Source organism: Helicobacter pylori, from assembly GCF_006439795.1.
In the GTDB taxonomy this organism is placed as follows: domain Bacteria; phylum Campylobacterota; class Campylobacteria; order Campylobacterales; family Helicobacteraceae; genus Helicobacter; species Helicobacter pylori_CR.
On the sequence record NZ_VEYL01000014.1, the window covers coordinates 23,033 to 45,095 of the forward strand.

The 22,063-nt window shown below is 35.3% G+C and carries 20 protein-coding genes; 14 read left to right on the plus strand and 6 right to left on the minus strand.

Annotated features, from left to right (window positions below; translation table 11 throughout):
- The first annotated feature begins 5 nt into the window (after nt 1-5).
- The 3 genes from cagE to cagG are packed head-to-tail and all read left to right on the plus strand — an operon-like array spanning nt 6 to nt 4,248.
- Entirely contained in the window at nt 6-2,957 is a 2,952-nt protein-coding gene (cagE, locus tag FIM66_RS06360; RefSeq protein ID WP_140548497.1) for a cag pathogenicity island type IV secretion system ATPase CagE, read from the plus strand.
- Between the two features lies 1 nt (nt 2,958).
- The gene (gene cagF, locus FIM66_RS06365; protein WP_140548499.1) at nt 2,959-3,765 is read left to right on the plus strand and encodes a type IV secretion system chaperone CagF; all 807 of its coding nucleotides are present in this window, start codon (nt 2,959-2,961) and stop codon (nt 3,763-3,765) included.
- 54 nt (nt 3,766-3,819) lie between these two features.
- Nucleotides 3,820-4,248 (plus strand): cag pathogenicity island type IV secretion system translocation protein CagG, encoded by a 429-nt coding sequence (gene cagG, locus FIM66_RS06370; protein ID WP_140600246.1) that lies wholly within the window; start codon nt 3,820-3,822, stop codon nt 4,246-4,248.
- On the opposite strand, the gene FIM66_RS08185 is transcribed toward cagG, so the two are convergent.
- Complete coding sequence (locus FIM66_RS08185) at nt 4,249-4,446, minus strand: hypothetical protein (RefSeq protein WP_238700923.1); 198 nt, start codon at nt 4,444-4,446, stop codon at nt 4,249-4,251. It abuts the gene before it with no gap.
- Between FIM66_RS08185 and FIM66_RS06375 the strand changes: the two genes are divergently transcribed.
- The 3 genes from FIM66_RS06375 to cagL are packed head-to-tail and all read left to right on the plus strand — an operon-like array spanning nt 4,433 to nt 7,243.
- Nucleotides 4,433-5,377, plus strand: coding sequence for a sodium:calcium antiporter (locus FIM66_RS06375; protein ID WP_238700924.1), 945 nt, complete (start codon nt 4,433-4,435; stop codon nt 5,375-5,377). The two genes, FIM66_RS08185 and FIM66_RS06375, sit on opposite strands and share 14 nt — an antisense overlap.
- 10 nt (nt 5,378-5,387) lie before the next feature.
- Nucleotides 5,388-6,533 carry a cag pathogenicity island type IV secretion system translocation protein CagI gene (gene cagI / locus FIM66_RS06380; protein ID WP_140600248.1) on the plus strand — a complete coding sequence of 382 codons (1,146 nt, stop codon included), beginning with the start codon at nt 5,388-5,390 and terminating at the stop codon, nt 6,531-6,533.
- Complete coding sequence (gene cagL, locus FIM66_RS06385) at nt 6,530-7,243, plus strand: cag pathogenicity island VirB5 family T4SS-associated adhesin CagL (RefSeq protein WP_140479645.1); 714 nt, start codon at nt 6,530-6,532, stop codon at nt 7,241-7,243. Before cagI ends, cagL begins: the two co-directional genes overlap by 4 nt.
- A 65-nt stretch (nt 7,244-7,308) precedes the next feature.
- On the opposite strand, the gene cagN is transcribed toward cagL, so the two are convergent.
- Nucleotides 7,309-8,244 carry a cag pathogenicity island type IV secretion system protein CagN gene (gene cagN / locus FIM66_RS06390; protein ID WP_140548505.1) on the minus strand — a complete coding sequence of 312 codons (936 nt, stop codon included), beginning with the start codon at nt 8,242-8,244 and terminating at the stop codon, nt 7,309-7,311.
- A 14-nt stretch (nt 8,245-8,258) separates the two neighbouring features.
- Entirely contained in the window at nt 8,259-9,389 is a 1,131-nt protein-coding gene (gene cagM, locus FIM66_RS06395; RefSeq protein WP_140600249.1) for a type IV secretion system apparatus protein CagM, read from the minus strand.
- A 434-nt stretch (nt 9,390-9,823) separates the two neighbouring features.
- Between cagM and cagP the strand changes: the two genes are divergently transcribed.
- The gene (gene cagP / locus FIM66_RS06405; protein ID WP_100981362.1) at nt 9,824-10,177 is read left to right on the plus strand and encodes a cag pathogenicity island protein CagP; all 354 of its coding nucleotides are present in this window, start codon (nt 9,824-9,826) and stop codon (nt 10,175-10,177) included.
- A gap of 42 nt (nt 10,178-10,219) precedes the next feature.
- Here the strand turns inward: cagP and FIM66_RS06410 are convergent, their stop codons facing one another.
- Complete coding sequence (locus tag FIM66_RS06410) at nt 10,220-10,756, minus strand: DUF1353 domain-containing protein (RefSeq protein WP_140600250.1); 537 nt, start codon at nt 10,754-10,756, stop codon at nt 10,220-10,222.
- Between the two features lie 190 nt (nt 10,757-10,946).
- Between FIM66_RS06410 and FIM66_RS08190 the strand changes: the two genes are divergently transcribed.
- The 3 genes from FIM66_RS08190 to cagS all read left to right on the plus strand — a co-directional run bounded on the left by FIM66_RS08190 (nt 10,947) and on the right by cagS (nt 12,466).
- Entirely contained in the window at nt 10,947-11,126 is a 180-nt protein-coding gene (locus tag FIM66_RS08190; protein WP_000466832.1) for a hypothetical protein, read from the plus strand.
- Complete coding sequence (cagQ, locus tag FIM66_RS06420; RefSeq protein WP_140548511.1) at nt 11,063-11,443, plus strand: cag pathogenicity island type IV secretion system protein CagQ; 381 nt, start codon at nt 11,063-11,065, stop codon at nt 11,441-11,443. The genes FIM66_RS08190 and cagQ overlap by 64 nt, the downstream gene beginning before the upstream one ends.
- 423 nt (nt 11,444-11,866) lie before the next feature.
- Entirely contained in the window at nt 11,867-12,466 is a 600-nt protein-coding gene (cagS, locus tag FIM66_RS06425) for a cag pathogenicity island protein CagS (protein ID WP_000069549.1), read from the plus strand.
- 205 nt (nt 12,467-12,671) lie between these two features.
- On the opposite strand, the gene cagT is transcribed toward cagS, so the two are convergent.
- Both cagT and cagU read right to left on the minus strand, forming a co-directional pair.
- Nucleotides 12,672-13,514, minus strand: coding sequence for a type IV secretion system apparatus protein CagT (cagT, locus tag FIM66_RS06430; RefSeq protein ID WP_000776450.1), 843 nt, complete (start codon nt 13,512-13,514; stop codon nt 12,672-12,674).
- Nucleotides 13,515-13,549: 35 nt separating this feature from the next.
- Nucleotides 13,550-14,206, minus strand: coding sequence for a cag pathogenicity island translocation protein CagU (gene cagU, locus FIM66_RS06435; protein ID WP_140548515.1), 657 nt, complete (start codon nt 14,204-14,206; stop codon nt 13,550-13,552).
- 379 nt (nt 14,207-14,585) lie between these two features.
- Here cagU and cagV point away from each other — a divergent pair, with 379 nt between their 5' ends.
- The 4 genes from cagV to FIM66_RS06455 form a co-directional block, all read left to right on the plus strand.
- Nucleotides 14,586-15,344 carry a cag pathogenicity island type IV secretion system protein CagV gene (cagV, locus tag FIM66_RS06440; protein ID WP_000900783.1) on the plus strand — a complete coding sequence of 253 codons (759 nt, stop codon included), beginning with the start codon at nt 14,586-14,588 and terminating at the stop codon, nt 15,342-15,344.
- Nucleotides 15,345-15,348: 4 nt separating this feature from the next.
- Nucleotides 15,349-16,956: a cag pathogenicity island VirB6 family T4SS protein CagW gene (gene cagW / locus FIM66_RS06445; protein ID WP_140600251.1), complete on the plus strand. Its 1,608-nt coding sequence runs from the start codon at nt 15,349-15,351 to the stop codon at nt 16,954-16,956.
- A gap of 52 nt (nt 16,957-17,008) precedes the next feature.
- A complete protein-coding gene (gene cagX, locus FIM66_RS06450; RefSeq protein ID WP_140548519.1) occupies nt 17,009-18,577 on the plus strand; it encodes a type IV secretion system apparatus protein CagX in 1,569 nt (522 codons plus the stop codon).
- A 14-nt stretch (nt 18,578-18,591) separates the two neighbouring features.
- Nucleotides 18,592-22,063, plus strand: a 3,472-nt coding sequence (locus FIM66_RS06455) for a CagY family CD-EC repeat-containing protein (protein WP_274595220.1), incomplete at its 3' end; no start/stop codon positions are given.

Sequence of the window (22,063 nt, forward strand, 5' to 3'; positions counted from 1 at the left end):
GAGGGGTGTTTGTGGCAAGCAAGCAAGCTGACGAACAAAAAAAGCTAATCATAGAGCAAGAGGTTCAAAAGCGGCAGTTTCAAAAAATAGAAGAACTTAAAGCAGACATGCAAAAAGGTGTCAATCCCTTTTTTAAAGTCTTGTTTGATGGGGGGAATAGGTTGTTTGGTTTCCCTGAAACTTTTATTTATTCTTCTATATTTATATTGTTTGTAACCATTGTATTATCTGTTATTCTTTTCCAAGCCTATGAACCTGTTTTGATTGTAGCGATTGTTATTGTGCTTGTAGCTCTTGGATTCAAGAAAGATTATAGGCTTTATCAAAGAATGGAGCGAGCGATGAAATTTAAAAAACCTTTTTTGTTTAAGGGCGTGAAAAACAAAGCATTCATGAGCATTTTTTCCATGAAGCCTAGTAAAGAAATGGCTAATGACATCCACTTAAATCCAAACAGAGAAGACAGACTTGTGAGCGCTGCAAACTCCTATCTAGCGAATAACTATGAATGTTTTTTAGATGATGGGGTGATCCTTACTAACAACTATTCTCTTTTAGGCACAATCAAATTGGGAGGCATTGATTTTTTAACCACTTCCAAAAAAGATCTCATAGAGTTACACGCTTCTATTTATAGCGTTTTTAGGAATTTTGTTACCCCTGAATTCAAATTTTATTTCCACACTGTTAAAAAGAAAATCGTTATTGATGAAACCAATAGGGACTATGGTCTTATTTTTTCTAATGATTTCATGCGAGCCTATAACGAGAAGCAAAAGAGAGAAAGTTTTTATGACATTAGTTTTTTTCTGACCATAGAGCAAGATTTATTAGACACTCTCAATGAACCCGTTATGAATAAAAAGCATTTTGCAGACAATAATTTTGAAGAATTTCAAAGGATTATTAGAGCCAAGCTTGAAAACTTCAAGGATAGGATAGAGCTCATAGAAGAGCTATTGAGTAAATACCACCCCACTAGATTGAAAGAATACACCAAAGATGGCGTTATTTACTCCAAACAATGCGAATTTTACAATTTTCTTGTGGGAATGAATGAAGCCCCTTTTATTTGCAACAGAAAAGACTTGTATCTCAAGGAAAAAATGCATGGCGGGGTGAAAGAAGTTTATTTTGCCAATAAACATGGAAAAATCTTAAATGACGATTTGAGTGAAAAATATTTTAGTGCTATTGAGATTAGTGAATACGCCCCTAAATCACAGAGCGATTTGTTTGATAAAATCAACGCTCTAGACAGCGAATTTATTTTCATGCATGCTTATTCGCCTAAAAACTCACAGGTTTTAAAGGACAAACTGGCTTTCACCTCTAGAAGAATTATTATTAGTGGAGGCTCTAAAGAGCAGGGCATGACTTTAGGTTGCTTGAGCGAATTAGTGGGTAATGGTGATATTACGCTAGGCAGTTATGGTAATTCTTTAGTGTTGTTTGCTGATAGCTTTGAAAAAATGAAACAAAGCGTTAAGGAATGCGTCTCCAGTCTTAACGCTAAAGGTTTTTTAGCCAACGCAGCGACTTTCTCTATGGAAAATTACTTTTTTGCCAAACATTGCTCTTTTATCACGCTTCCTTTTATTTTTGATGTAACTTCTAATAATTTTGCTGATTTCATCGCTATGAGGGCTATGAGTTTTGATGGCAATGAAGAGAATAACGCTTGGGGCAATAGCGTCATGACGCTAAAAAGCGAGATTAATTCGCCTTTTTATCTAAACTTCCACATGCCTACTGATTTTGGTTCAGCTTCAGCGGGACACACTTTGATACTTGGTTCAACCGGTTCAGGTAAGACAGTGTTTATGTCAATGACCTTGAACGCTATGGGACAATTTGTTCACAATTTTCCTGCTAATGTCAGCAAAGACAAGCAAAAGCTCACTATGGTCTATATGGATAAAGATTATGGCGCTTATGGGAATATTGTCGCAATGGGTGGGGAGTATGTCAAGATTGAGCTAGGGACAGATACAGGATTAAATCCTTTTGCTTGGGCGGCTTGTGTGCAAAAAACAAATGCAACAATGGAGCAAAAACAAACAGCTATTTCTGTTGTCAAAGAGCTTGTGAAAAACTTAGCAACCAAAAGCGATGAAAAAGATGAAAATGGCAACAGCCTCTCTTTTAGCCTAGCAGATTCTAATACGCTTGCAGCGGCAGTAACCAACCTTATCACAGGAGATATGAACCTAGATTATCCCATCACTCAACTTATTAATGCTTTCGGAAAAGACCACAATGATCCTAATGGGCTTGTCGCGCGATTAGCGCCTTTTTGTAAATCAACCAATGGTGAATTTCAATGGCTTTTTGACAATAAAGCAACAGATCGCTTAGATTTTTCAAAAACGATTATTGGCGTTGATGGGTCAAGTTTCTTAGACAATAATGATGTTTCGCCCTTTATTTGTTTTTACCTTTTCGCTCGTATCCAAGAGGCAATGGATGGGCGTAGATTTGTCTTAGATATTGATGAAGCTTGGAAATATTTAGGCGATCCAAAGGTCGCTTATTTTGTAAGAGACATGCTAAAAACCGCGAGGAAAAGAAACGCTATTGTCAGACTTGCGACTCAAAGCATCACTGATCTTTTGGCTTGCCCTATTGCTGATACCATTAGAGAACAATGCCCTACAAAGATTTTTTTGAGAAACGATGGGGGCAATCTTTCTGATTACCAAAGATTAGCCAATGTTACAGAAAAAGAATTTGAAATCATCACTAAGGGGCTAGATAGGAAAATCCTCTACAAACAAGATGGAAGCCCTAGCGTTATCGCTAGTTTTAATTTGAGAGGCATTCCTAAAGAATATTTGAAAATTTTATCCACAGATACTGTATTTGTCAAAGAAATTGACAAGATTATCCAAAACCATAGTATCATAGATAAATATCAGGCCCTAAGGCAAATGTATCAACAAATAAAGGAGTATTAAAATGAAACAAAGTTTGCGCGAACAAAAATTATTGAAAATTTTAGAAAATGATGTCTTGACGATTTTGGATAGTTTTTCTAATTATCTTTTTGAACTGAGAGAAGAGTTGGACTTCATAGAAGAAGAAATGGAAGGTGAAATCACCGAACAAAACCTTACCACTCTTTATGATTTTTCTAATTTCTTAGAAGACCATGTCAATGTGTTTTATGAGAATGTTTTAAATATAGATGATGTCAAAACAGAACACCTTTATTCAGGTCTCATAGATAGTCTCAACGCTAATCTCCATTTTGTCAAGTCATTTCTCAGTAATCAGGATTTAGACTTCCGCTTTTTTAAAGAAATAAACGATGGGCAAGATCCCCAAAAAACATTATCAAGATTAATTCCTCTTCAAAGTGGGAAAAATGATGCAAGCTCGTTTAAAGCCAATAATTCTTTTGTCTCATTAGTTTATGTTTATGTTTACTTCATGCTAGAAACTATCATGCAGTCGTATAGGATTCTCAGATTACTAGAAAAACCTATCAATAACAACATAAGCGAGGATATGCAGAGCGATATAGAGAATTTTTTTGTTCAAGCGAATTTTTTGGAATACTATGTTCAGAACAAAATATACCCAACCAATCATGCCTATGACTTCACGCATTTAATCATGGACTCCATTGTTCCTAATTGGATTCAAATTGATATGAGCGTTGAAGCTAAAAAGAAAGAGCTTTTTGAAAAATATTTTCAAAACATTGATGAAGTAACAAACAAAATGCTCGATCAAGAAAATCAAAACAAAAACAACGAGTGAGTGGTGTTAATGCGCTAGAATAATGCTAAAAATAAGAATAAAGGAGTTAAAAGTATGAAAACGAATTTTTATAGAATTAAATTACTATTTGCTTGGTGTCTTATCATTGGCATGTTTAACGCTCCGCTTAACGCTGACCAAAACACTGATATAAAGGATATTAGTCCTGAAGATATGGCACTAAATAGCGTGGGGCTTGTTTCTAGAGATCAACTAAAAATAGAGATCCCTAAAGAAACCCTAGAGCAAAAAGTGGCCATACTCAATGACTATAACGATAAGAATGTTAATATCAAGTTTGATGACATAAGTTTAGGGAGTTTTCAACCTAATGATAATCTAGGCATCAATGCGATGTGGGGCATTCAAAATCTTCTCATGAGCCAAATGATGAGCGATTACGGTCCAAACAATTCTTTCATGTATGGCTATGCGCCAACATACCCAGATTCATCGTTTTTACCACCGATCTTAGGGTATTAACTAGGGGGGTATTAACATGGCAGGCACACAAGCTATATATGAATCATCTTCTGCAGGCTTCTTATCGGAAGTCTCCTCAATCATCTCAAGCACAAGTGGTGTCGCAGGGCCCTTTGCAGGAATAGTAGCAGGTGCTATGACAGCAGCGATTATTCCTATTATTGTGGGGTTTACTAATCCGCAAATGACCGCTATCATGACCCAATACAATCAAAGCATCGCTGAAGCCGTAAATGTGCCTATGAAAGCCGCTAACCAACAATACAACCAATTGTATCAAGGTTTTAGCGATCAAAGCATGGCTGTGGGGAACAATATCTTAAATATCAGCAAATTAACAGGGGAATTTAACGCACAAGGCAACACGCAAGGTGCACAAATTGGTGCTGTTAATAGTCAGATTGCAAGCATTTTAGCGAGTAACACTACCCCTAAAAATCCTAGCGCTATTGAAGCTTATGCGACGAATCAAATCGCTGTTCCTAGCGTGCCAACAACGGTTGAAATAATGAGCGGTATATTAGGCAATATTACAAGTGCGGCACCAAAATACGCCCTAGCTCTACAAGAGCAACTGCGTTCTCAAGCAAGCAACAGCTCAATGAATGATACAGCCGATTCCCTTGATAGCTGTACCGCTTTAAGTGCACTTGTTGGCTCATCAAAAGTGTTTTTTAGTTGCATGCAAATTTCTATGACGCCCATGAGTGTTTCTATGCCCACTGTTTATGCCAAATACCAAGTGTTAGCCACTAATGCCCTAACTTCAGGCACTAATCCTATGACCACTCCTGCATGCCCTATTGGGGACAAAGTTCTTGCTGTTTATTGCTATGCTGAAAAAGTAGCAGAAATTTTGAGAGAATACTATATAGAATTTGTGAAAAACAATACCAATTTGTTGCAGAACGCTTCTCAAATGATACTTAATCAATCAGGATTAGCTACTAGCACCTATGACACTCAAGCGATTTCTAACATAAGCTCGCTATATAATTACAATATAATAGCGAATAAATCTTTTTTGAAATCGCATTTGACTTATCTTGATTACATCAAAGACAAACTTAAGGGGCAAAAAGATAGCTACTTAACAGAAAGGGTGCAAACTAAAATAATCGTGAAGTGAGGAAAGAGATGTGAAATGTTTTTTAAGCATATTTTCTTTCTTAACTTTTTGTGGCTTGTCTCTGAATGGTGCAGGGGCAGTAATAACGCTTGAACCTGCCTTAAAAGCCATTCAGGCGGATGCACAAGCCAAACAAAAAACCGCTCAAGCCGAATTAAAAGCTATAGAGGCTCAATCTAGTGCCAAAGAAAAAGCTATTCAAGCGCAAATAGAGGGAGAATTGAGGACTCAGCTTGCAACTATGAGCGCTATGTTAAAAGGGGCTAATGGCGTTATTAATGGTGTCAATAGCATGACAGGGGGGTTTTTTGCAGGTTCAGACATCTTGCTTGGCGTCATGGAAGGGTATTCAAGCGCGCTTAGCGCATTGGGGGGGAATGTCAAAATGATCGTGGAAAAACAAAAAATTAATACCCAAACAGAAATCCAAAATATGCAAATCGCGCTCCAAAAAAATAACGAAATAATCAAGCTCAAAATGAACCAGCAAAACGCTCTCTTAGAAGCGTTAAAAAACAGCTTTGAACCGAGCGTTACCCTAAAAACACAAATGGAAATGCTTTCTCAAGCTCTGGGAAGTTCTTCTGACAACGCTCAATACATCGCTTACAATACGATTGGTATCAAGGCGTTTAAAGAAACCTTAGAAGGTTTTGAAACATGGTTGAAAACAGCTATGCAAAAAGCAACTCTTATTGACTACAATTCCCTAACAGGTCAGGCTTTGTTTCAAAGCGCCATCTACGCGCCTGCTCTTAGTTTTTTTTCAAGCATGGGCACACCATTTGGAATCATTGAAACATTCACTCTAGCACCCACAAAATGCCCCTATCTTGATGGGCTAAAAATTTCAGCATGCCTTATGGAACAGGTTATTCAGAATTACAGAATGATTGTAGCCCTTATTCAAAATAAACTGAGTGATGCAGATTTTCAAAATATCGCTTATTTGAATGGGATCAATGGAGAAATCAAAACCTTAAAAGGATCAGTAGATTTGAACGCGCTCATAGAAGCTGCTATCTTAAACGCAGAAAATCATTTAAATTATATAGAGAATCTTGAAAAAAAAGCCGACCTTTGGGAAGAACAACTGAAATTAGAGAGAGAAACGACAGCAAGAAACATTGCTGGCTCTAAAGTTATTGTCAAATGAAAACACTCGTGAAAAATACCATATCTTCTTTTTTGCTATTGTCTGTTTTGATGGCAGAAGATATAACAAGCGGCTTAAAGCAATTGGATAGCACCTACCAAGAGACCAACCAACAAGTGCTTAAAAACTTAGATGAGTTTTTTTCAACCACTAGCCCTAGTGCTAATGATAAAATGGGTGAAGAAGATGCTCTAAACATCAAAAAAGCGGCCATTGCTTTAAGAGGAGATTTAGCGTTATTGAAAGCCAATTTTGAAGCGAATGAGTTATTTTTCATCTCAGAAGATGTGATTTTTAAGACTTATATGTCTAGCCCTGAACTTTTATTAACCTATATGAAAATCAATCCCTTAGACCAAAAGACTGCTGATCAGCAATGCGGAATATCCGATAAAATTTTAGTTCTTTATTGTGAGGGGAAGCTGAAAATCGAGCAAGAAAAACAAAATATAAGAGAGCGTTTAGAAACTTCCCTAAAGGCGTATCAGAGCAACATTGGAGGTACAGCTTCTTTAATCATTGCTTCACAGACGCTTGTAGAAAGCCTAAAGAATAAAAATTTCATCAAAGGAATCAGAAAGCTTATGTTAGCTCACAACAAGGTCTTTTTAAATTATTTAGAGAAGTTGGACGCATTAGAAAGATCCCTAGAACAAAGTAAGCGGCAATACCTACAAGAAAGGCAATCAAGCAAGATCATTGTTAAATGATTTTTTTGAGACGATAGGCTATGATTTCTAACCTTTGGGATTTGTTTCTCTAGTTGTTTTTTGATCTAATGATTTTGATCGCTATTTTTTCCATGAGCGATGCTTTGTTCTATTTGATTAATGACGCTATTGGGCAGTTCAGATTTAGAGCGATTGTTTGAGAACGTTGTATCTTTGGCTTCGTTTTCTTTTGTATCAGTAGCTCCAAATTCACTTGTATTTGTAGTATCTTGGTAGTTATTTTCTTGCTCCATTTCTTTTTTTCTCTTCTCACAAATAGCGCACGAAGCTATAAGAAAGGTTCTATTGTTGCTGTTATCAAGAGCGAGTTTTAAACCACTCAAGTGTTGTCTAGAAAACTTGTTATTTTCTGTCTCTATTTCTTGAATTTTTTCTAATAAGGGGGCAAGAATTTTTTGATCCTTGATGCCTTTGATCAAACACTTTCTTAACCCATCGTAATCGTTGCTTGAAATAATACACTCATTGATAATGATTTCAATTTCAGGCGTTCTCCACTCATCAGGAACAAGCGGAGCAGCAGGTTTCACAAAAGCTCCATTCACCTTATTGATCATCTCATCAAAGTTATCATCTTTATTAGATTTGGTTTCAGTGGAAGAATTGCCATTAGGGTTGTCATTCAAAGGGTTAGCGTTAGTTTCGTTTAATTCTTGCAATCCTCTGTGCTTAGCCGCTTTTTTTTGAACAGAAGAGTTGTTCTTTTTTTCAAACGCTTCAATATTCTTTTGAATTTGCTCTGCTCTCGCCCTATCATTTCGTAATTTTTCTCTCAAAGCGTTAGTGGCGAATTCTTTTTCCTCTTTTGTAATTTCTTTGTCGTCATGTCTTTGATAGAGTGTTGTGATTTTTTTAAAGCCTAAAGCCACCAATTTTTTGTATTCACTCGGTAATAATGCTGTATTGATAGCGTTTAAGCCCCCATAAACAACTAAAGAATAAAGAGCGACAGAACCTAATTTTTTGAAGATACTTTTCAAGAGCGTCTCCTTTCTTATTCAAAGGGGTTATTCTTGGCAACATTGTTTCGGTATGCAGAAACCACTGTTTTGAAGAAATTAAATATCTTGTAGTGTTCTTTTTGCATAGTTGTTTTGTCATACATCATAGGATCGCTATCTACGAAGATATTGTATTCATTAGTCTTTTTTAATATAGATTTTTTGGATTGGGTATCAAAATTGAAGCTGTCTAAAACCAACAAACACAATTTTTGTTTTTGAGCGAAACTCAATTTTTGGTTGGTGAAGTTTTTAGTCAAAGTATTCAATTCCACATCATCTTTGACATTTTTCAACAAGTTAGAAAAAGCCTCATAGCCCCTTAAGTATTTCTCATTGATCTTATCAATCGCCATGCTAAACGCCAAGCGTTCCGAGTTAAAAATAAGCGTGTTGGTGGCTTTTTGAGCAATATCTTTTGCTTTGGAGTCAAATTTGTTTCTTTCAAGCTGCAAGTAATAATCTATATTATCCAATTCTTTTCTGCTCAACAGATTAGAAATGTTATTGGAATATTCTTCAATCGCTTGCTTGTAAGATAAAGCTAATCGGCTCGCTTTTTTGTTTTGTTCTTCATCTAAAGAAAACACACCCATTTGAAGCAAAGCCTGAGCCTTATCTTTAGTGGTAGCGGTAGTTTTTTTAAAAATACTGCTTGTTTTCACTTGGGGGTAGTAATAACTCAAACGCTCCTTATCCTCTTGCGTGAATGTTTCTTGGTTTAAAACATAGGCATAAGGGTTAGGAAGAAGTTTCTTATAGAGAGGGTTATCTTTTAAGGCTTGCTCTAGATCACCATAAGCCTTTGACTTAGCAGTAAGGATTTTACCTCTTGTCTCTTTCTCTAGAGCCTCTTTTTCTTTTTTGTATTTGTTTTCTAAATCTAAAAGGACTTTAGCTCTGTAATCCACAAGCTCTTTGATTTTTTGTTTTCTAAAAACCAAGTCTTCTAAGAAATCATGCGTATTGTTTAAGAGCTTCTTGCGAGCCTTAAGAGCGTCTTCTTTTGCAGCCACTTCTTCTTGTTCTTTTTTTATCTCGTTGAAAAATGAACCAAACTGCTCCACATTAGCCGACAAAACTCCAAACGCAACCAACGAGCTAAAAACGATTTTTGCAAGCATCTTATAGTTTTTGTAACCTTAAATTTTCAAAGAATATCAATATATTCTACCACAATTTCCACAAAACTATGGATTAAAATTTTTCCATGTCAAAAAGGTAAGTAAAATCTAGGTCTTATAGTGTTATGTTTTTCTTGCTTGTATGCGGCTTGTTGGTATTTTTTAAGTTTTTCTTAAGGTTATTTTTATACAATGGATTGGTGTTTTTTGGATAGAAACTCCTTTATTCCTTGATAGGTGTTTTCTATTCTTTGTTTGACATTAAATAAACAAATCGTTGGTTTGTGTTATATCACATGTTAGTATCAGCATAGTAGGGTATTCTTTGGGATTTTGAGCTAGATTAAGGTGGTTTTGTAAAATACTTATTATTTCCTATGCTCCTTTGCTCCTTTATAGGTTCACCGCCTTGAACTAGTTCTTTCAAAACCAAAATGAAACGACCGATTAGCAAATTAAGCAAATTAAAACAAAACTTTTTACAATTCAAACATTCTTTCAACAAACATTTAGATAAGTACAGCCTTTATTATAGGCTGTTCAATATCAGCTCTATCGTTATAGGTTTTTTAATAGCGCTTTTTTCTTATGGGGCAGGGGTGATTTTAGTTTATCCAATATTATTCTTATTCGCTCTTATAATAAAACCTAGCTTTTTTTATTACACTACTTATCTTTTGTTGCTCGTTTCTCTCAGTATAATAAGCAAATACTATCTCTTAAGCCACGCAAATTTCACAATGAAGCTAATCATACTTATGACTCAATGGCAAAATTGGTTCTTATGATTCGTTCAAAAATTTCTCAAGACTTGATTTAGAGAAATTTTTTTATTTCCACACATTAGCATAAAACCTTACAATTAAACGCAGACAACATGCTAGATGATAGCATTTGTTTTGTGGCATCGTTTCATAGTAAGGCTCTATCTTAAACTTATGCTTATAAATACGATGCCCTACGCTAAAAGTAAAAAATGTATAAGTTCTAACATTTGCCATAATAAGTAACCTACGCCATAAAGCGATGCCTTGTTTTTTCATAGATAACGATAGCAAGGTATCGGCTCTTTTTCTGTATTGTGTGGCTATGCTAATACCTTCTTTTAAATTGGGGGCTTCGTTGTTGTGTAGCTTTGCCATTAAACAAACATAATCATGGAGGGCGCATGATTTAAAAAATCTACCAAATGGACTTAAGATATTCCAAAATAGCTTGGGTATCGTTGCTCCGTCTGTAATAAACCCTTTCGGTATGGATATATTACAGATGATGACTTCATTTAAAAACACCACTAACATGCGGTTATTTAGCCATTCTAAATGCACCTCGTTACTAAAGCTGTGTATGTTTTCAATATCTATCATGGCGTTCCTTATAACAATAATTGCGTGGTATCATAAAGCAAATCTAATAAAGGGTAATATGCTTTAGTGCTAGGATAGTATTTAATTAAAGCATTATCAAGTAAATTGTTTTTGATATGGTGGTGGTTTTCCAAATTAATATTGAGAAAAATTTGCTATAATTAGGAGATAAAAACAAAAAGGATATGGCTTGTTTGGTGGCAAAATATTTGATTTGTTTGCGATTGGTGGTTGCTTATCGCTTGATTTCATGAGTAATCTTAGATTCAAGAATTTTCTTATTAGCTTTAGGTATGCTATTGTGAAATGCTTCCTACTAAAACACGCATTAGAGATCCGAACGAGCAAGAACTTACACAACCAAAAATAAAAGGACTGAGTATGGGAAAAATTTTAGCTTCTTTGTTGGGTGGCGGAACAAATCTTTTTACAGGTTTATCCAGTGATTTGTTTTCTATGATATTAATTTTTTTGTTCTTCCTGATGTTAATGATGGGACTTAATGAAACATTAGGGAGAAAATTCAACTTGCCTATGGGCAATATCAAGAATTTTATGGCAGAAGTGCTGAAGAATGGATTCGATAGTATCAAAAACATGGGATCTGCTTTGGTTGGTAATGGTTTTGGTAGCAGCAAATCAGACAAAACCACTAATAAAATGAGTGTCTCTCAAGTAAGACTCTAGTAGTGTATTAACTATCTAAAGATGAAATTTTTTCATCTTTCATGCAGAGCTTTGTTTGATTAACAAGGCAATAGATTACTAGCTGAACATTATGATTTTATTACTTAAGACTCCTTTTTGAAAATGAGTTATCTTGACTCTTTATTTTAGTTGTAACGCATTCTTACAACTTATCTTGCTTTAACATTAGAACTTTTTTAAATCGGTTTAGGGCTATTTGTGAAAGCGTTTTTTGTAGGTTTTGAAAAATAGATATGAGAGTGATTGAAGCAATATTTTATGGTTAAAAAATAGTTTCTTGCTCTTTGAATTATGACCGCTCTGAAATTTTCACGCAACAGATATTGTATAATTTCAATATAAACCTTTACGATCTGAACAATCTAAAGAGGAACCAAATCCATTGAAGGGATCAAGAGCGATATGAGTAATAACATGCGAAAACTATTCTTAATGATTGCCAACTCAAAAGATAAGAAAGAAAAACTTATTAAGAGCTTGCAAGAGAACGAACTTTTAAGCACTGATGAAAAAAAGAAAATCATGGATCAAATAAAAACCATGCATGATTTTTTCAAACAGATGCATACAAACAAGGGAGCGTTAGATAAGGTTCTAAGAAATTACATGAAAGATTATCGCGCTGTTATCAAAAGCATTGGTATTGATAAATTTAAAAAGGTTTATCGTTTGCTTGAGAATGAGACTATGGAGTTGTTGCATGCCATTGCAGAGAATCCTAATTTCTTATTCTCCAAATTTGATCGATCAATTCTTGGAATATTTCTGCCTTTCTTCAGCAAGCCCATCATGTTTAAGATGAGTATTAGAGAAATGGACTCGCAAATAGAATTGTATGATACTAAGCTCCCACTATTGAAATTGTTTGTGATGACAGATGAAGAAGTGAATTTCTATGCTAATCTAAAAACCATTGAACAATATAACGACTATGTTAGGGATTTGCTGATGAAATTTGATCTTGAAAAATACATGGAAGAAAAAGGAGTGCAAAATGCTTGATATGGAAAACGAACAAAAAATCTCGGTGTAACTAACAAAATTCAGTTTGAAAAATATTTGTCTTGGGCAGAGACAGAATTAAAAAAATGATGAGTGCTTTAAAAAGATTACCTACCTGATCGCCTTACCTATCAAGTAAAGCTAACGCCCGTTGGCGTTTCTCTCTACCCTAATTAGAAAAATCTATTCTCTCCTTTTCTTTCAATCACTTACCACTGAGCAAACTTCTGATTTGATTGCGTAAGTATTCATTCTCTCTTTCTTCTTGCAGCTTCTCCCTAACTTCTTCCTCTCTGGTTTGCATGTTCAAGTTGCCATTCTTAAAAATCTCAGAACTAATCACATTCTGCCTCATTTGATAACCTGCACGATTACTCAAGGTTTCTAAAATTTCTCGTTGGTTATTTTTCCTAGTGGTATATTCTTGTTCCTTGTCTTGCAAGAGAGTTTTGTAATACTGATTGATTTTTTCTAGCTGGGCTTTTTCTCTTGCCACTTCATTGATCACTTGCTTGTTGTTTGCTCCACTCACATCATAGCCATGCAAGTTTTTTGTGTTAGCTCCTAGCATTGGCTGACTTCCTTGCAACACATCAAAAGTCTGTGGTTGTTCTTTGTTGTTAGGATTATCATTGTAGTTACTCGCTATCATCACCACACCCTTTTGATTCAAAGTAGGCTGCAAATAAAAATCAATGTCAGATCTTGCTCCATTAGCTTGGAAGTAATTCTTGTATTGAAGGATCTTATTGGCATCGCCTATGAGCGTAATCTTTTTAGAATGATGAACAAGTTTGAAAGTTAGTACAACTTGTTTATTATCCAACAAATAGTCCTTGTAATTTGGCAACTTCACTTGCACCATGAATGGTGTGTCCTTGAGTTTGTCATTTAAGGGGATCTCACTATACTTTTCTATCAGTTCATTATACACAGGCGTATAAACATGGTTCTTTTGTTTCACCACTTTTTTCGCATAGTTACTGCACGCGCTTAAAATTAAGCACAGAATTGCCGCACCGATTAAAACACTTGCTCTCAGTTTCATTGTTGTTTCTCCTTATCGCTCTCGTTTCATTAGTTTCATTCTGCAGCGCCCTGTTTCTTTGAAGCGAAAAGACCATTGATAAAATTTTTTATACCAATAACCTTAATAACTTTATAAATCAAATAGCCCATACCTATGAAGCAAATGTTTTTCAAAACAAAAAGCACCTTATCGTTAGTGCTACCAATTCCTAAGATATATAGTTCATAAATAGATCTAATTGTTTCTAATCCAAAAAACAAAACCGCACCCACACCAAAGGCATAGTAAAAATACTGAAGTTTTAATTTTGTTTTTAGACTTTCCACTAGCTCTGTGTTTTTGCTAGTTCTTAAAAATACAAAATAGATTGCAAACAAAACAAATATCCCACCCATACACAATCCTAACAGATGCTCTAACCCTCCTATATACCCTAAGAATGAATGAGCGTATGCCTCCATTATTCTCTGTTTGGCTTGTCCTATCTGCATCAGAAGTTCATACCTTTTTTCTTGCGGTAGCTTTTCTATTTCTATCAGGATATTTTTCAACTCTTCTTGATTCTTTAAAGCTTCGTGAAATCTTTGCTCCCCTAAACTCCCTTTGGGATATAACGAGTCTAGCAAATTTAAAAGATCATTGCTCTGTGAGTTGCTAGGTGGTGGGGCGTTTAGCGGATTGGATCCATGATGCTCTGTTGTATCGTTCATGAAATTCCTTTCAAGAATTAAATTGAGAAATTGTTTTGATATTATACCATTCTCTCTCTGAGTTGTGATTGTCTTATCTCTTTGAATTAGGCGCTTCTAAAATTTCATTACGGATTACGACTGCTTACTCATTGCTCTTACTTTTTGAGTTGCATCGTGTTTCATCTTGCTTCTTGTTTGAAGCAATTCGCTGCTTACATTGATTATAAGGAATCTTTGTTCAACGCCTTATCCAAAAAGGTTCTTGTTAAAGGTTTTTTCAAATATATATTTTTACAGAAATTTTGCTATAATTGAGATTATTTTAAGGGGTTCTTAATGAAAAAATTTCTCAATTTCTACAACCAACAAACTAATAACTAAACAATAAAGCTGTCGCATGTTAGGGAAAAAAAACGAGGAAGTCTTGATTGATGAAAATTTGGTTGGGGGTGTGATAGCCCTTGATAGATTGGCAAAACTCAATAAGGCCAATAGGACTTTCAAAAGGGCTTTTTATCTCTCTATGGCACTCAATGTCGCCGCTGTAACGAGTATTGTGATGATGATGCCTTTGAAGAAAACGGATATATTTGTTTATGGCATTGATCGATACACAGGAGAATTTAAAATTGTCAAACGCTCCGATGCTAGGCAAATCGTCAATTCTGAAGCCGTTGTGGATAGCGCAACTTCAAAATTTGTTTCATTGCTGTTTGGTTATAGCAAAAATTCTTTGAGGGATCGCAAGGATCAACTAATGCAGTATTGCGATGTGAGTTTCCAAACCCAAGCAATGAGAATGTTCAATGAAAATATCAGACAATTCGTAGATAAAGTCCGAGCAGAAGCTATCATTAGCTCTAACATACAAAGAGAAAAAGTCAAAAATAGTCCCTTAACGAGATTAACATTTTTTATTACCATCAAAATCACACCGGATACAATGGAAAATTATGAATATATTACTAAAAAACAAGTAACTATTTATTATGATTTTGCTAGAGGTAACTCTTCTCAAGAAAATCTTATCATCAATCCTTTTGGATTCAAAGTGTTTGACATTCAAATCACAGATTTACAAAACGAACAGACGGTAAGCGAAATTTTGAGAAAGATTAAAGAAGTGGAATCAAAAAATAAGGCGTTAAAGCAATAAGAGCATGTTTAATATTAAAAGGACTTTTTTAGTAACGATCATAAGTTTTTTTCTCATTGTTCCTAATTGGTTGAAAGCTATTGATTTACCCATTGTTTCAAATCTTAAAATTTACCAAACAGTTTATTGCATGCTGATACCGAGTTATGTTTTAACCAACAAAAGTTTTGCAGATATTTTGACAGGCTATACATCTATTGGCGCATCAGGAAGTGGAAAGAGTTCAGGGCAGGGTGTGATCGAAGCACTTAGCACACCATTAGCCACAAGTTTAGCCGCTAGCAATCTGGTGAAATATTTGAATACTTTAGGTCCTTTATGGGGATCGGCGTGGGCAAGTGTTGCTACAGCTATACAAGGTTTTGCTCTAACGCCATCAAGTGGCTGTAATTTTGGTTGGAACGCATTGATAAATAAAAACATAGATGTATCCATGGATAGCATGCTAGACAATTTGAGCAACAAGATTCAGAATTTTACCAAAGGCGGTGTTGAAGACAATGTGAAAGGCAATGTTCTTTTACAAATAATTAGCTCAATAACCGCTCAAGCTTCTACGAATATTACAGCTGATGGTTTAATTTGGCTGATTGGCAAAGAATTTACTGCAAATAAACTGCAAAACAACACTACAGCCATGCTTGCTTTTGCCGCACTAGAATCTGTTGTCAAAGGAGCGGACGCTGCTGTTCTTCCTGCATATGGTGTAGTCAATCTGCCTGATATTATCATAGGGCAAGGGTCATATCTTGATTTTGTTTCTTACCTAATTTATATTGTTTTTGGGATTTTTGTTTTCATTTCTTTTATGAAATTAAGGGATATTTCAAATGGTATTCAGATGAACATAGGTTTTGAATACATGCGATTTATTGGGGGGACATTATTCAAAATGGCGATGGTCTCTTTTATCGCCTATGCAGGTTTTGGTTATCTTTATAAAATCTCTTATTCCATTTATTTTGGTTTAGCAGGTGCTTTTGGGCTGAATCAAGTTCTTTTTTGGGCTTTAGATTTAGTGCTGAATTACACTGTTAATTCAATTTTACCTGCGGTAAGAGCTGTTTTTTCTAATGTTGGCAACAACGCTCCTAGTTTGTTACAAGGCTTGCAAGTGGCAGGTATTTCTTTATTCGCCATTTTTATGCAAGTAACTATCATTATGAGAATAAGCACTGTTGTTGTGAAACCTTTGATAGCGGGGGCTTTTAGCGGTATTGTGTTCCCTATTGCGGTATGTTTGATCGTGCTAGATTGGTTCAAAGATTCTATGAAAAATATATTGATATGGTTTATTAATAATTTGTTTATCTTGGTTCTAGCTATTCCTATTTTGCTCTTTGGTGTTTTGGCATTATTGGCATTCAATTTGACCATAACGCCCTCTGTTGCTATACAAAACATCAATCAAGGGGGACTGGGTATCGATTCAACTATTGCGAGTTTGATCACCCTATTTATTTTAAAAGGTTTCATAGAGACGATTATTGAGAGTGTCAATGCGATCGTTAATACCATTTTCAGCTCTGTTTCTATGGATGGCAGCAGAATGGACAGAGAAAGAGATGCCTTAATGATAGGAAGAGTTGGTGGCTCTATGTTTAAAGGATAAGCCACTTTATTCTTGTGTTACAATTACAAATATTTTTTAAGAGGAATTGTTGATGGAGCAGGCATTTTTTAAAAAAATTGTTGGCTGTTTCTGTCTTGGTTATTTATTTTTATCTAGCGTAATAGAAGCAGCAGCATCTGACATTAAAAATTTTAATCGTGGTAGGGTGAAAGTGGTGAATAAGAAGATTGCTTATTTGGGCGATGAAAAACCTATTACGATTTGGACTTCATTAGACAATGTTACTGTGATCCAACTTGAAAAAGATGAAACTATTTCTTACATCACAACAGGTTTCAATAAAGGTTGGAGTATTGTGCCTAATTCTAATCATATATTCATTCAACCTAAATCGGTAAAAAGTAATCTCATGTTTGAAAAAGAAGCAGTGAATTTTGCCCTAATGACAAGAGATTACCAAGAATTTTTAAAAACAAAAAAACTTATCGTAGATGCGCCTGATCCTAAAGAATTAGAAGAACAAAAAAAAGCTCTAGAAAAAGAAAAAGAAGCTAAAGAACAGGCGCAAAAAGCGCAAAAAGATAAAAGAGAAAAAAGAAAAGAAGAACGCGCAAAAAATAGAGCCAATTTAGAAAATCTCACTAATGCTATGAGTAACCCACAAAATTTGAGCAATAACAAAAATCTTAGCGAATTTATCAAGCAACAACGAGAAAATGAATTAGACCAAATGGAACGACTAGAGGACATGCAAGAACAGGCTCAAGCTAATGCGCTCAAACAAATTGAAGAACTCAACAAGAAACAAGCTGAAGAGACAATCAAGCAAAGAGCCAAAGATAAAATCAGTATTAAGACAGATAAGCCTCAAAAAAGCCCTGAGGATAACTCCATAGAATTATCTCCTAGCGATAGCGCTTGGAGAACTAATCTTGTTGTGCGGACTAATAAAGCCTTGTATCAATTCATTTTGAGAATAGCTCAAAAAGACAATTTTGCTTCGGCGTATCTAACAGTCAAACTAGAATACCCACAAAGACACGAAGTTTCTAGCGTTATTGAAGAGGAGCTAAAAAAGAGAGAAGAAGCAAAAAGGCAGAGGGAATTGATCAAGCAAGAAAATCTTAACACCACAGCCTACATCAATAGAGTAATGATGGCGAGCAATGAACAGATTATCAACAAAGAAAAAATAAGAGAAGAAAAACAAAAAATTATCTTAGATCAAGCAAAGGCGCTAGAGACTCAATATGTGCATAATGCCTTAAAAAGAAACCCCGTGCCTAGAAACTACAATTACTACCAAGCGCCTGAAAAACGCTCTAAACATATTATGCCCTCTGAAATTTTTGATGATGGCACATTCACTTATTTTGGTTTCAAAAACATCACTCTCCAACCTGCTATTTTTGTGGTTCAACCTGATGGGAAATTGAGCATGACTGATGCTGCCATTGATCCTAACATGACCAATTTAGGATTGAGATGGTATAGAGTTAATGAAATTGCAGAAAAATTTAAGCTCATTAAAGACAAAGCTCTTGTAACCGTAATAAATAAAGGCTATGGGAAAAATCCATTGACAAGAAATTACAATATCAAAAACTATGGTGAATTGGAGCGCGTGATTAAAAAGCTCCCTCTTGTCAGAGATAAATAAAAAGGCGTTAAGACATGAATGAAGAAAACGATAAACTTGAAACTTCTAAAAAAACCCAACAACATTCACCCCAAGATTTATCCAATGAAGAAGCGACAGAAGCCAATCACTTTGAAGATTCTTCAAAAGAATCCAAAGAAAGCTCAGATCATCATCTTGACAACTCCACAGAAACTAAAACCCATTTTGATAAAGACAAGTCAGAAGAAACCCAAACTCAAATGGATTCTGGAGGTAATGAAACTTCAGAATCTAGCAATGGCAGTCTAGCAGACAAGTTATTCAAAAAAGCCAGAAAATTAGTTGATGATAAAAGACCTTTCACTCAGCAAAAGAGTTTAGATGAAGAAGCCCAAAAACTGAACGAAGAAGACGATCAAGAAAATAATGGGCATCAAGAAGAAACTCAAATGGACTTAATTGATGTTGATGATAAAAGACCTTTCACTCAGCAAAAGAGTTTAGATGAAGAAGCCCAAAAACTGAACGAAGAAGACGATCAAGAAAATAATGAGTATCAAGAAGAAACTCAAATGGACTTAATTGATGATGAAACTTCTAAAAAAGCCCAACAAGATTCACCCCAAGATCTATCTAATGAAGAAGCGACAGAAGCCAATCACTTTGAAGATTCTTTAAAAGAATCCAAAGAAAGCTCAGATCATCATCTTGACAACTCCACAGAAACTAAAACCCATTTTGATAAAGACAAGTCAGAAGAAACCCAAACTCAAATGGATTCTGGAGGTAATGAAACTTCAGAATCTAGCAATGGCAGTCTAGCAGACAAGTTATTCAAAAAAGCCAGAAAATTAGTTGATGATAAAAGACCTTTCACTCAGCAAAAGAGTTTAGATGAAGAAGCCCAAAAACTGAACGAAGAAGACGATCAAGAAAATAATGGGCATCAAGAAGAAACTCAAATGGACTTAATTGATGTTGATGATAAAAGACCTTTCACTCAGCAAAAGAGTTTAGATGAAGAAGCCCAAAAACTGAACGAAGAAGACGATCAAGAAAATAATGAGTATCAAGAAGAAACTCAAATGGACTTAATTGATGATGAAACTTCTAAAAAAGCCCAACAAGATTCACCCCAAGATCTATCTAATGAAGAAGCGACAGAAGCCAATCACTTTGAAGATTCTTTAAAAGAATCCAAAGAAAGCTCAGATCAGCATCTTGACAACCCCACAGAAACTAAAACCAATTTTGATGAATACGAGTCAGAAGAAATAACTAACAATTCTAACGATCAAGAGATTATCAAAGGAAGCAAAAAGAAATACATTATTGGTGGCATTGTAGTCGCTGTTCTTATCGTGATTATTTTATTTTCTAGAAGCATTTTTCACTACTTCATACCTTTGGAAGATAAAAGCTCTCGTTTTAGCAAAGACAGGAATCTTTATGTCAATGATGAAATCCAAATAAGGCAAGAGTATAACCGATTGCTGAAAGAACGGAATGAAAAAGGCAATATGATCGATAAGAATCTTTTCTTCAATGACGATCCCAATAGAACCTTATACAACTATTTAAATATTGCAGAAATTGAGGACAAAAACCCATTGAGAGCCTTTTATGAATGTATCAGTAATGGTGGTAACTATGAAGAATGTTTGAAGCTTATCAAAGACAAAAAACTTCAAGATCAAATGAAAAAGACTCTAGAGGCTTATAATGACTGCATCAAAAATGCCAAAACTGAAGAAGAAAGGATCAAGTGTTTAGATTTAATCAAAGATGAAAACCTGAAAAAAAGCTTACTGAACCAACAAAAAGTTCAAGTGGCGCTAGATTGTTTGAAAAACGCTAAAACCGATGAAGAACGAAACGAGTGCCTAAAACTCATAAATGACCCTGATATTAGAGAGAAATTCCGTAAGGAATTAGAACTTCAAAAAGAGCTTCAAGGGTATAAGGATTGTATCAAAAACGCCAAAACAGAAGCTGAGAAAAACGAATGCTTGAAAGGCTTGTCTAAAGAAGCTATAGAAAGATTGAAACAGCAAGCGCTAGATTGTTTGAAAAACGCTAAAACCGATGAAGAACGAAACGAGTGCTTGAAAAATATTCCCCAAGACTTGCAAAAAGAACTACTAGCTGATATGAGCGTTAAGGCTTACAAGGATTGCGTATCAAGAGCTAGGAATGAAAAAGAGAAAAAAGAATGCGAAAAATTGCTCACCCCTGAAGCGAAAAAACTTTTAGAGCAACAAGCGCTAGATTGTTTGAAAAACGCTAAAACCGATGAAGAACGAAAAAAGTGTTTGAAAGATCTCCCCAAAGACTTACAAAGCGATATTTTAGCTAGAGAGAGTCTTAAGGCTTATAAAGACTGTGCATCTCAAGCCAAAACTGAAGCTGAGAAAAAAGAATGCGAGAAATTGCTCACCCCTGAAGCGAAAAAACTTTTAGAAGAAGAAGCCAAAGAGAGCGTTAAGGCTTACTTGGATTGCGTATCTCAAGCCAAAAACGAAGCTGAGAAAAAAGAATGCGAAAAATTGCTCACCCCTGAAGCGAAAAAAAAGTTAGAAGAAGCTAAAAAAAGCGTTAAGGCTTACTTGGATTGCGTATCTCAAGCCAAAAACGAAGCTGAGAAACAAGAATGCGAAAAATTACTCACCCCTGAAGCGAAAAAACTCTTAGAGCAACAAGCGCTAGATTGTTTGAAAAACGCTAAAACCGATGAAGAACGAAAAAAGTGTGTCAAAGATCTCCCTAAAGACTTGCAGAAAAAGGTTTTAGCCAAAGAAAGCGTTAAGGCTTATTTGGATTGCGTATCTCAAGCCAGAACTGAAGCTGAGAAAAAAGAATGCGAAAAATTACTCACGCCTGAAGCGAAAAAACTCTTAGAAGAGGCTAAAGAGAGCCTGAAAGCTTATAAAGACTGCGTATCTCAAGCCAAAAACGAAGCTGAGAAACAAGAATGCGAAAAATTACTCACCCCTGAAGCGAAAAAACTCTTAGAACAACAAGCGCTAGATTGTTTGAAAAACGCTAAAACCGAAGCTGAGAAAAAAAGGTGTGTCAAAGATCTCCCTAAAGACTTGCAGAAAAAGGTTTTAGCCAAAGAGAGCCTGAAAGCTTATAAAGACTGCGTTTCAAGAGCTAGGAATGAAAAAGAGAAAAAAGAATGCGAAAAATTGCTCACCCCTGAAGCGAAAAAACTTTTAGAAGAAGCCAAAGAGAGTCTTAAGGCTTATAAAGATTGCGTATCTCAAGCCAAAACTGAAGCTGAGAAAAAAGAATGCGAAAAATTGCTCACCCCTGAAGCGAGGAAACTCTTAGAAGAAGAAGCCAAAGAGAGCGTTAAGGCTTACTTGGATTGCGTATCTCAAGCCAAAAACGAAGCTGAGAAAAAAGAATGCGAAAAATTGCTCACCCCTGAAGCGAAAAAACTTTTAGAAGAAGCCAAAGAGAGTCTTAAGGCTTATAAAGATTGCGTATCTCAAGCCAAAACTGAAGCTGAGAAAAAAGAAT

What these genes read in the sequence shown, in the direction of transcription:
- cagS (WP_000069549.1), top strand. Translation starts at nt 11,867, where the DNA reads ATGAGTAATAACATGCGAAAACTATTCTTAATGATTGCCAACTCAAAA.
- cagX (WP_140548519.1), top strand. Translation starts at nt 17,009, where the DNA reads ATGGAGCAGGCATTTTTTAAAAAAATTGTTGGCTGTTTCTGTCTTGGT.
- FIM66_RS06410 (WP_140600250.1), bottom strand. Translation starts at nt 10,756, where the DNA reads ATGATAGATATTGAAAACATACACAGCTTTAGTAACGAGGTGCATTTA.
- cagT (WP_000776450.1), bottom strand. Translation starts at nt 13,514, where the DNA reads ATGAAACTGAGAGCAAGTGTTTTAATCGGTGCGGCAATTCTGTGCTTA.
- cagP (WP_100981362.1), top strand. Translation starts at nt 9,824, where the DNA reads ATGAAACGACCGATTAGCAAATTAAGCAAATTAAAACAAAACTTTTTA.
- cagV (WP_000900783.1), top strand. Translation starts at nt 14,586, where the DNA reads ATGTTAGGGAAAAAAAACGAGGAAGTCTTGATTGATGAAAATTTGGTT.
- cagG (WP_140600246.1), top strand. Translation starts at nt 3,820, where the DNA reads ATGAAAACGAATTTTTATAGAATTAAATTACTATTTGCTTGGTGTCTT.
- FIM66_RS08185 (WP_238700923.1), bottom strand. Translation starts at nt 4,446, where the DNA reads ATGATAGCGGTCATTTGCGGATTAGTAAACCCCACAATAATAGGAATA.
- cagQ (WP_140548511.1), top strand. Translation starts at nt 11,063, where the DNA reads ATGCTTCCTACTAAAACACGCATTAGAGATCCGAACGAGCAAGAACTT.
- cagU (WP_140548515.1), bottom strand. Translation starts at nt 14,206, where the DNA reads ATGAACGATACAACAGAGCATCATGGATCCAATCCGCTAAACGCCCCA.
- cagW (WP_140600251.1), top strand. Translation starts at nt 15,349, where the DNA reads ATGTTTAATATTAAAAGGACTTTTTTAGTAACGATCATAAGTTTTTTT.
- cagM (WP_140600249.1), bottom strand. Translation starts at nt 9,389, where the DNA reads ATGCTTGCAAAAATCGTTTTTAGCTCGTTGGTTGCGTTTGGAGTTTTG.
- cagL (WP_140479645.1), top strand. Translation starts at nt 6,530, where the DNA reads ATGAAAACACTCGTGAAAAATACCATATCTTCTTTTTTGCTATTGTCT.
- FIM66_RS06375 (WP_238700924.1), top strand. Translation starts at nt 4,433, where the DNA reads ATGACCGCTATCATGACCCAATACAATCAAAGCATCGCTGAAGCCGTA.
- cagF (WP_140548499.1), top strand. Translation starts at nt 2,959, where the DNA reads ATGAAACAAAGTTTGCGCGAACAAAAATTATTGAAAATTTTAGAAAAT.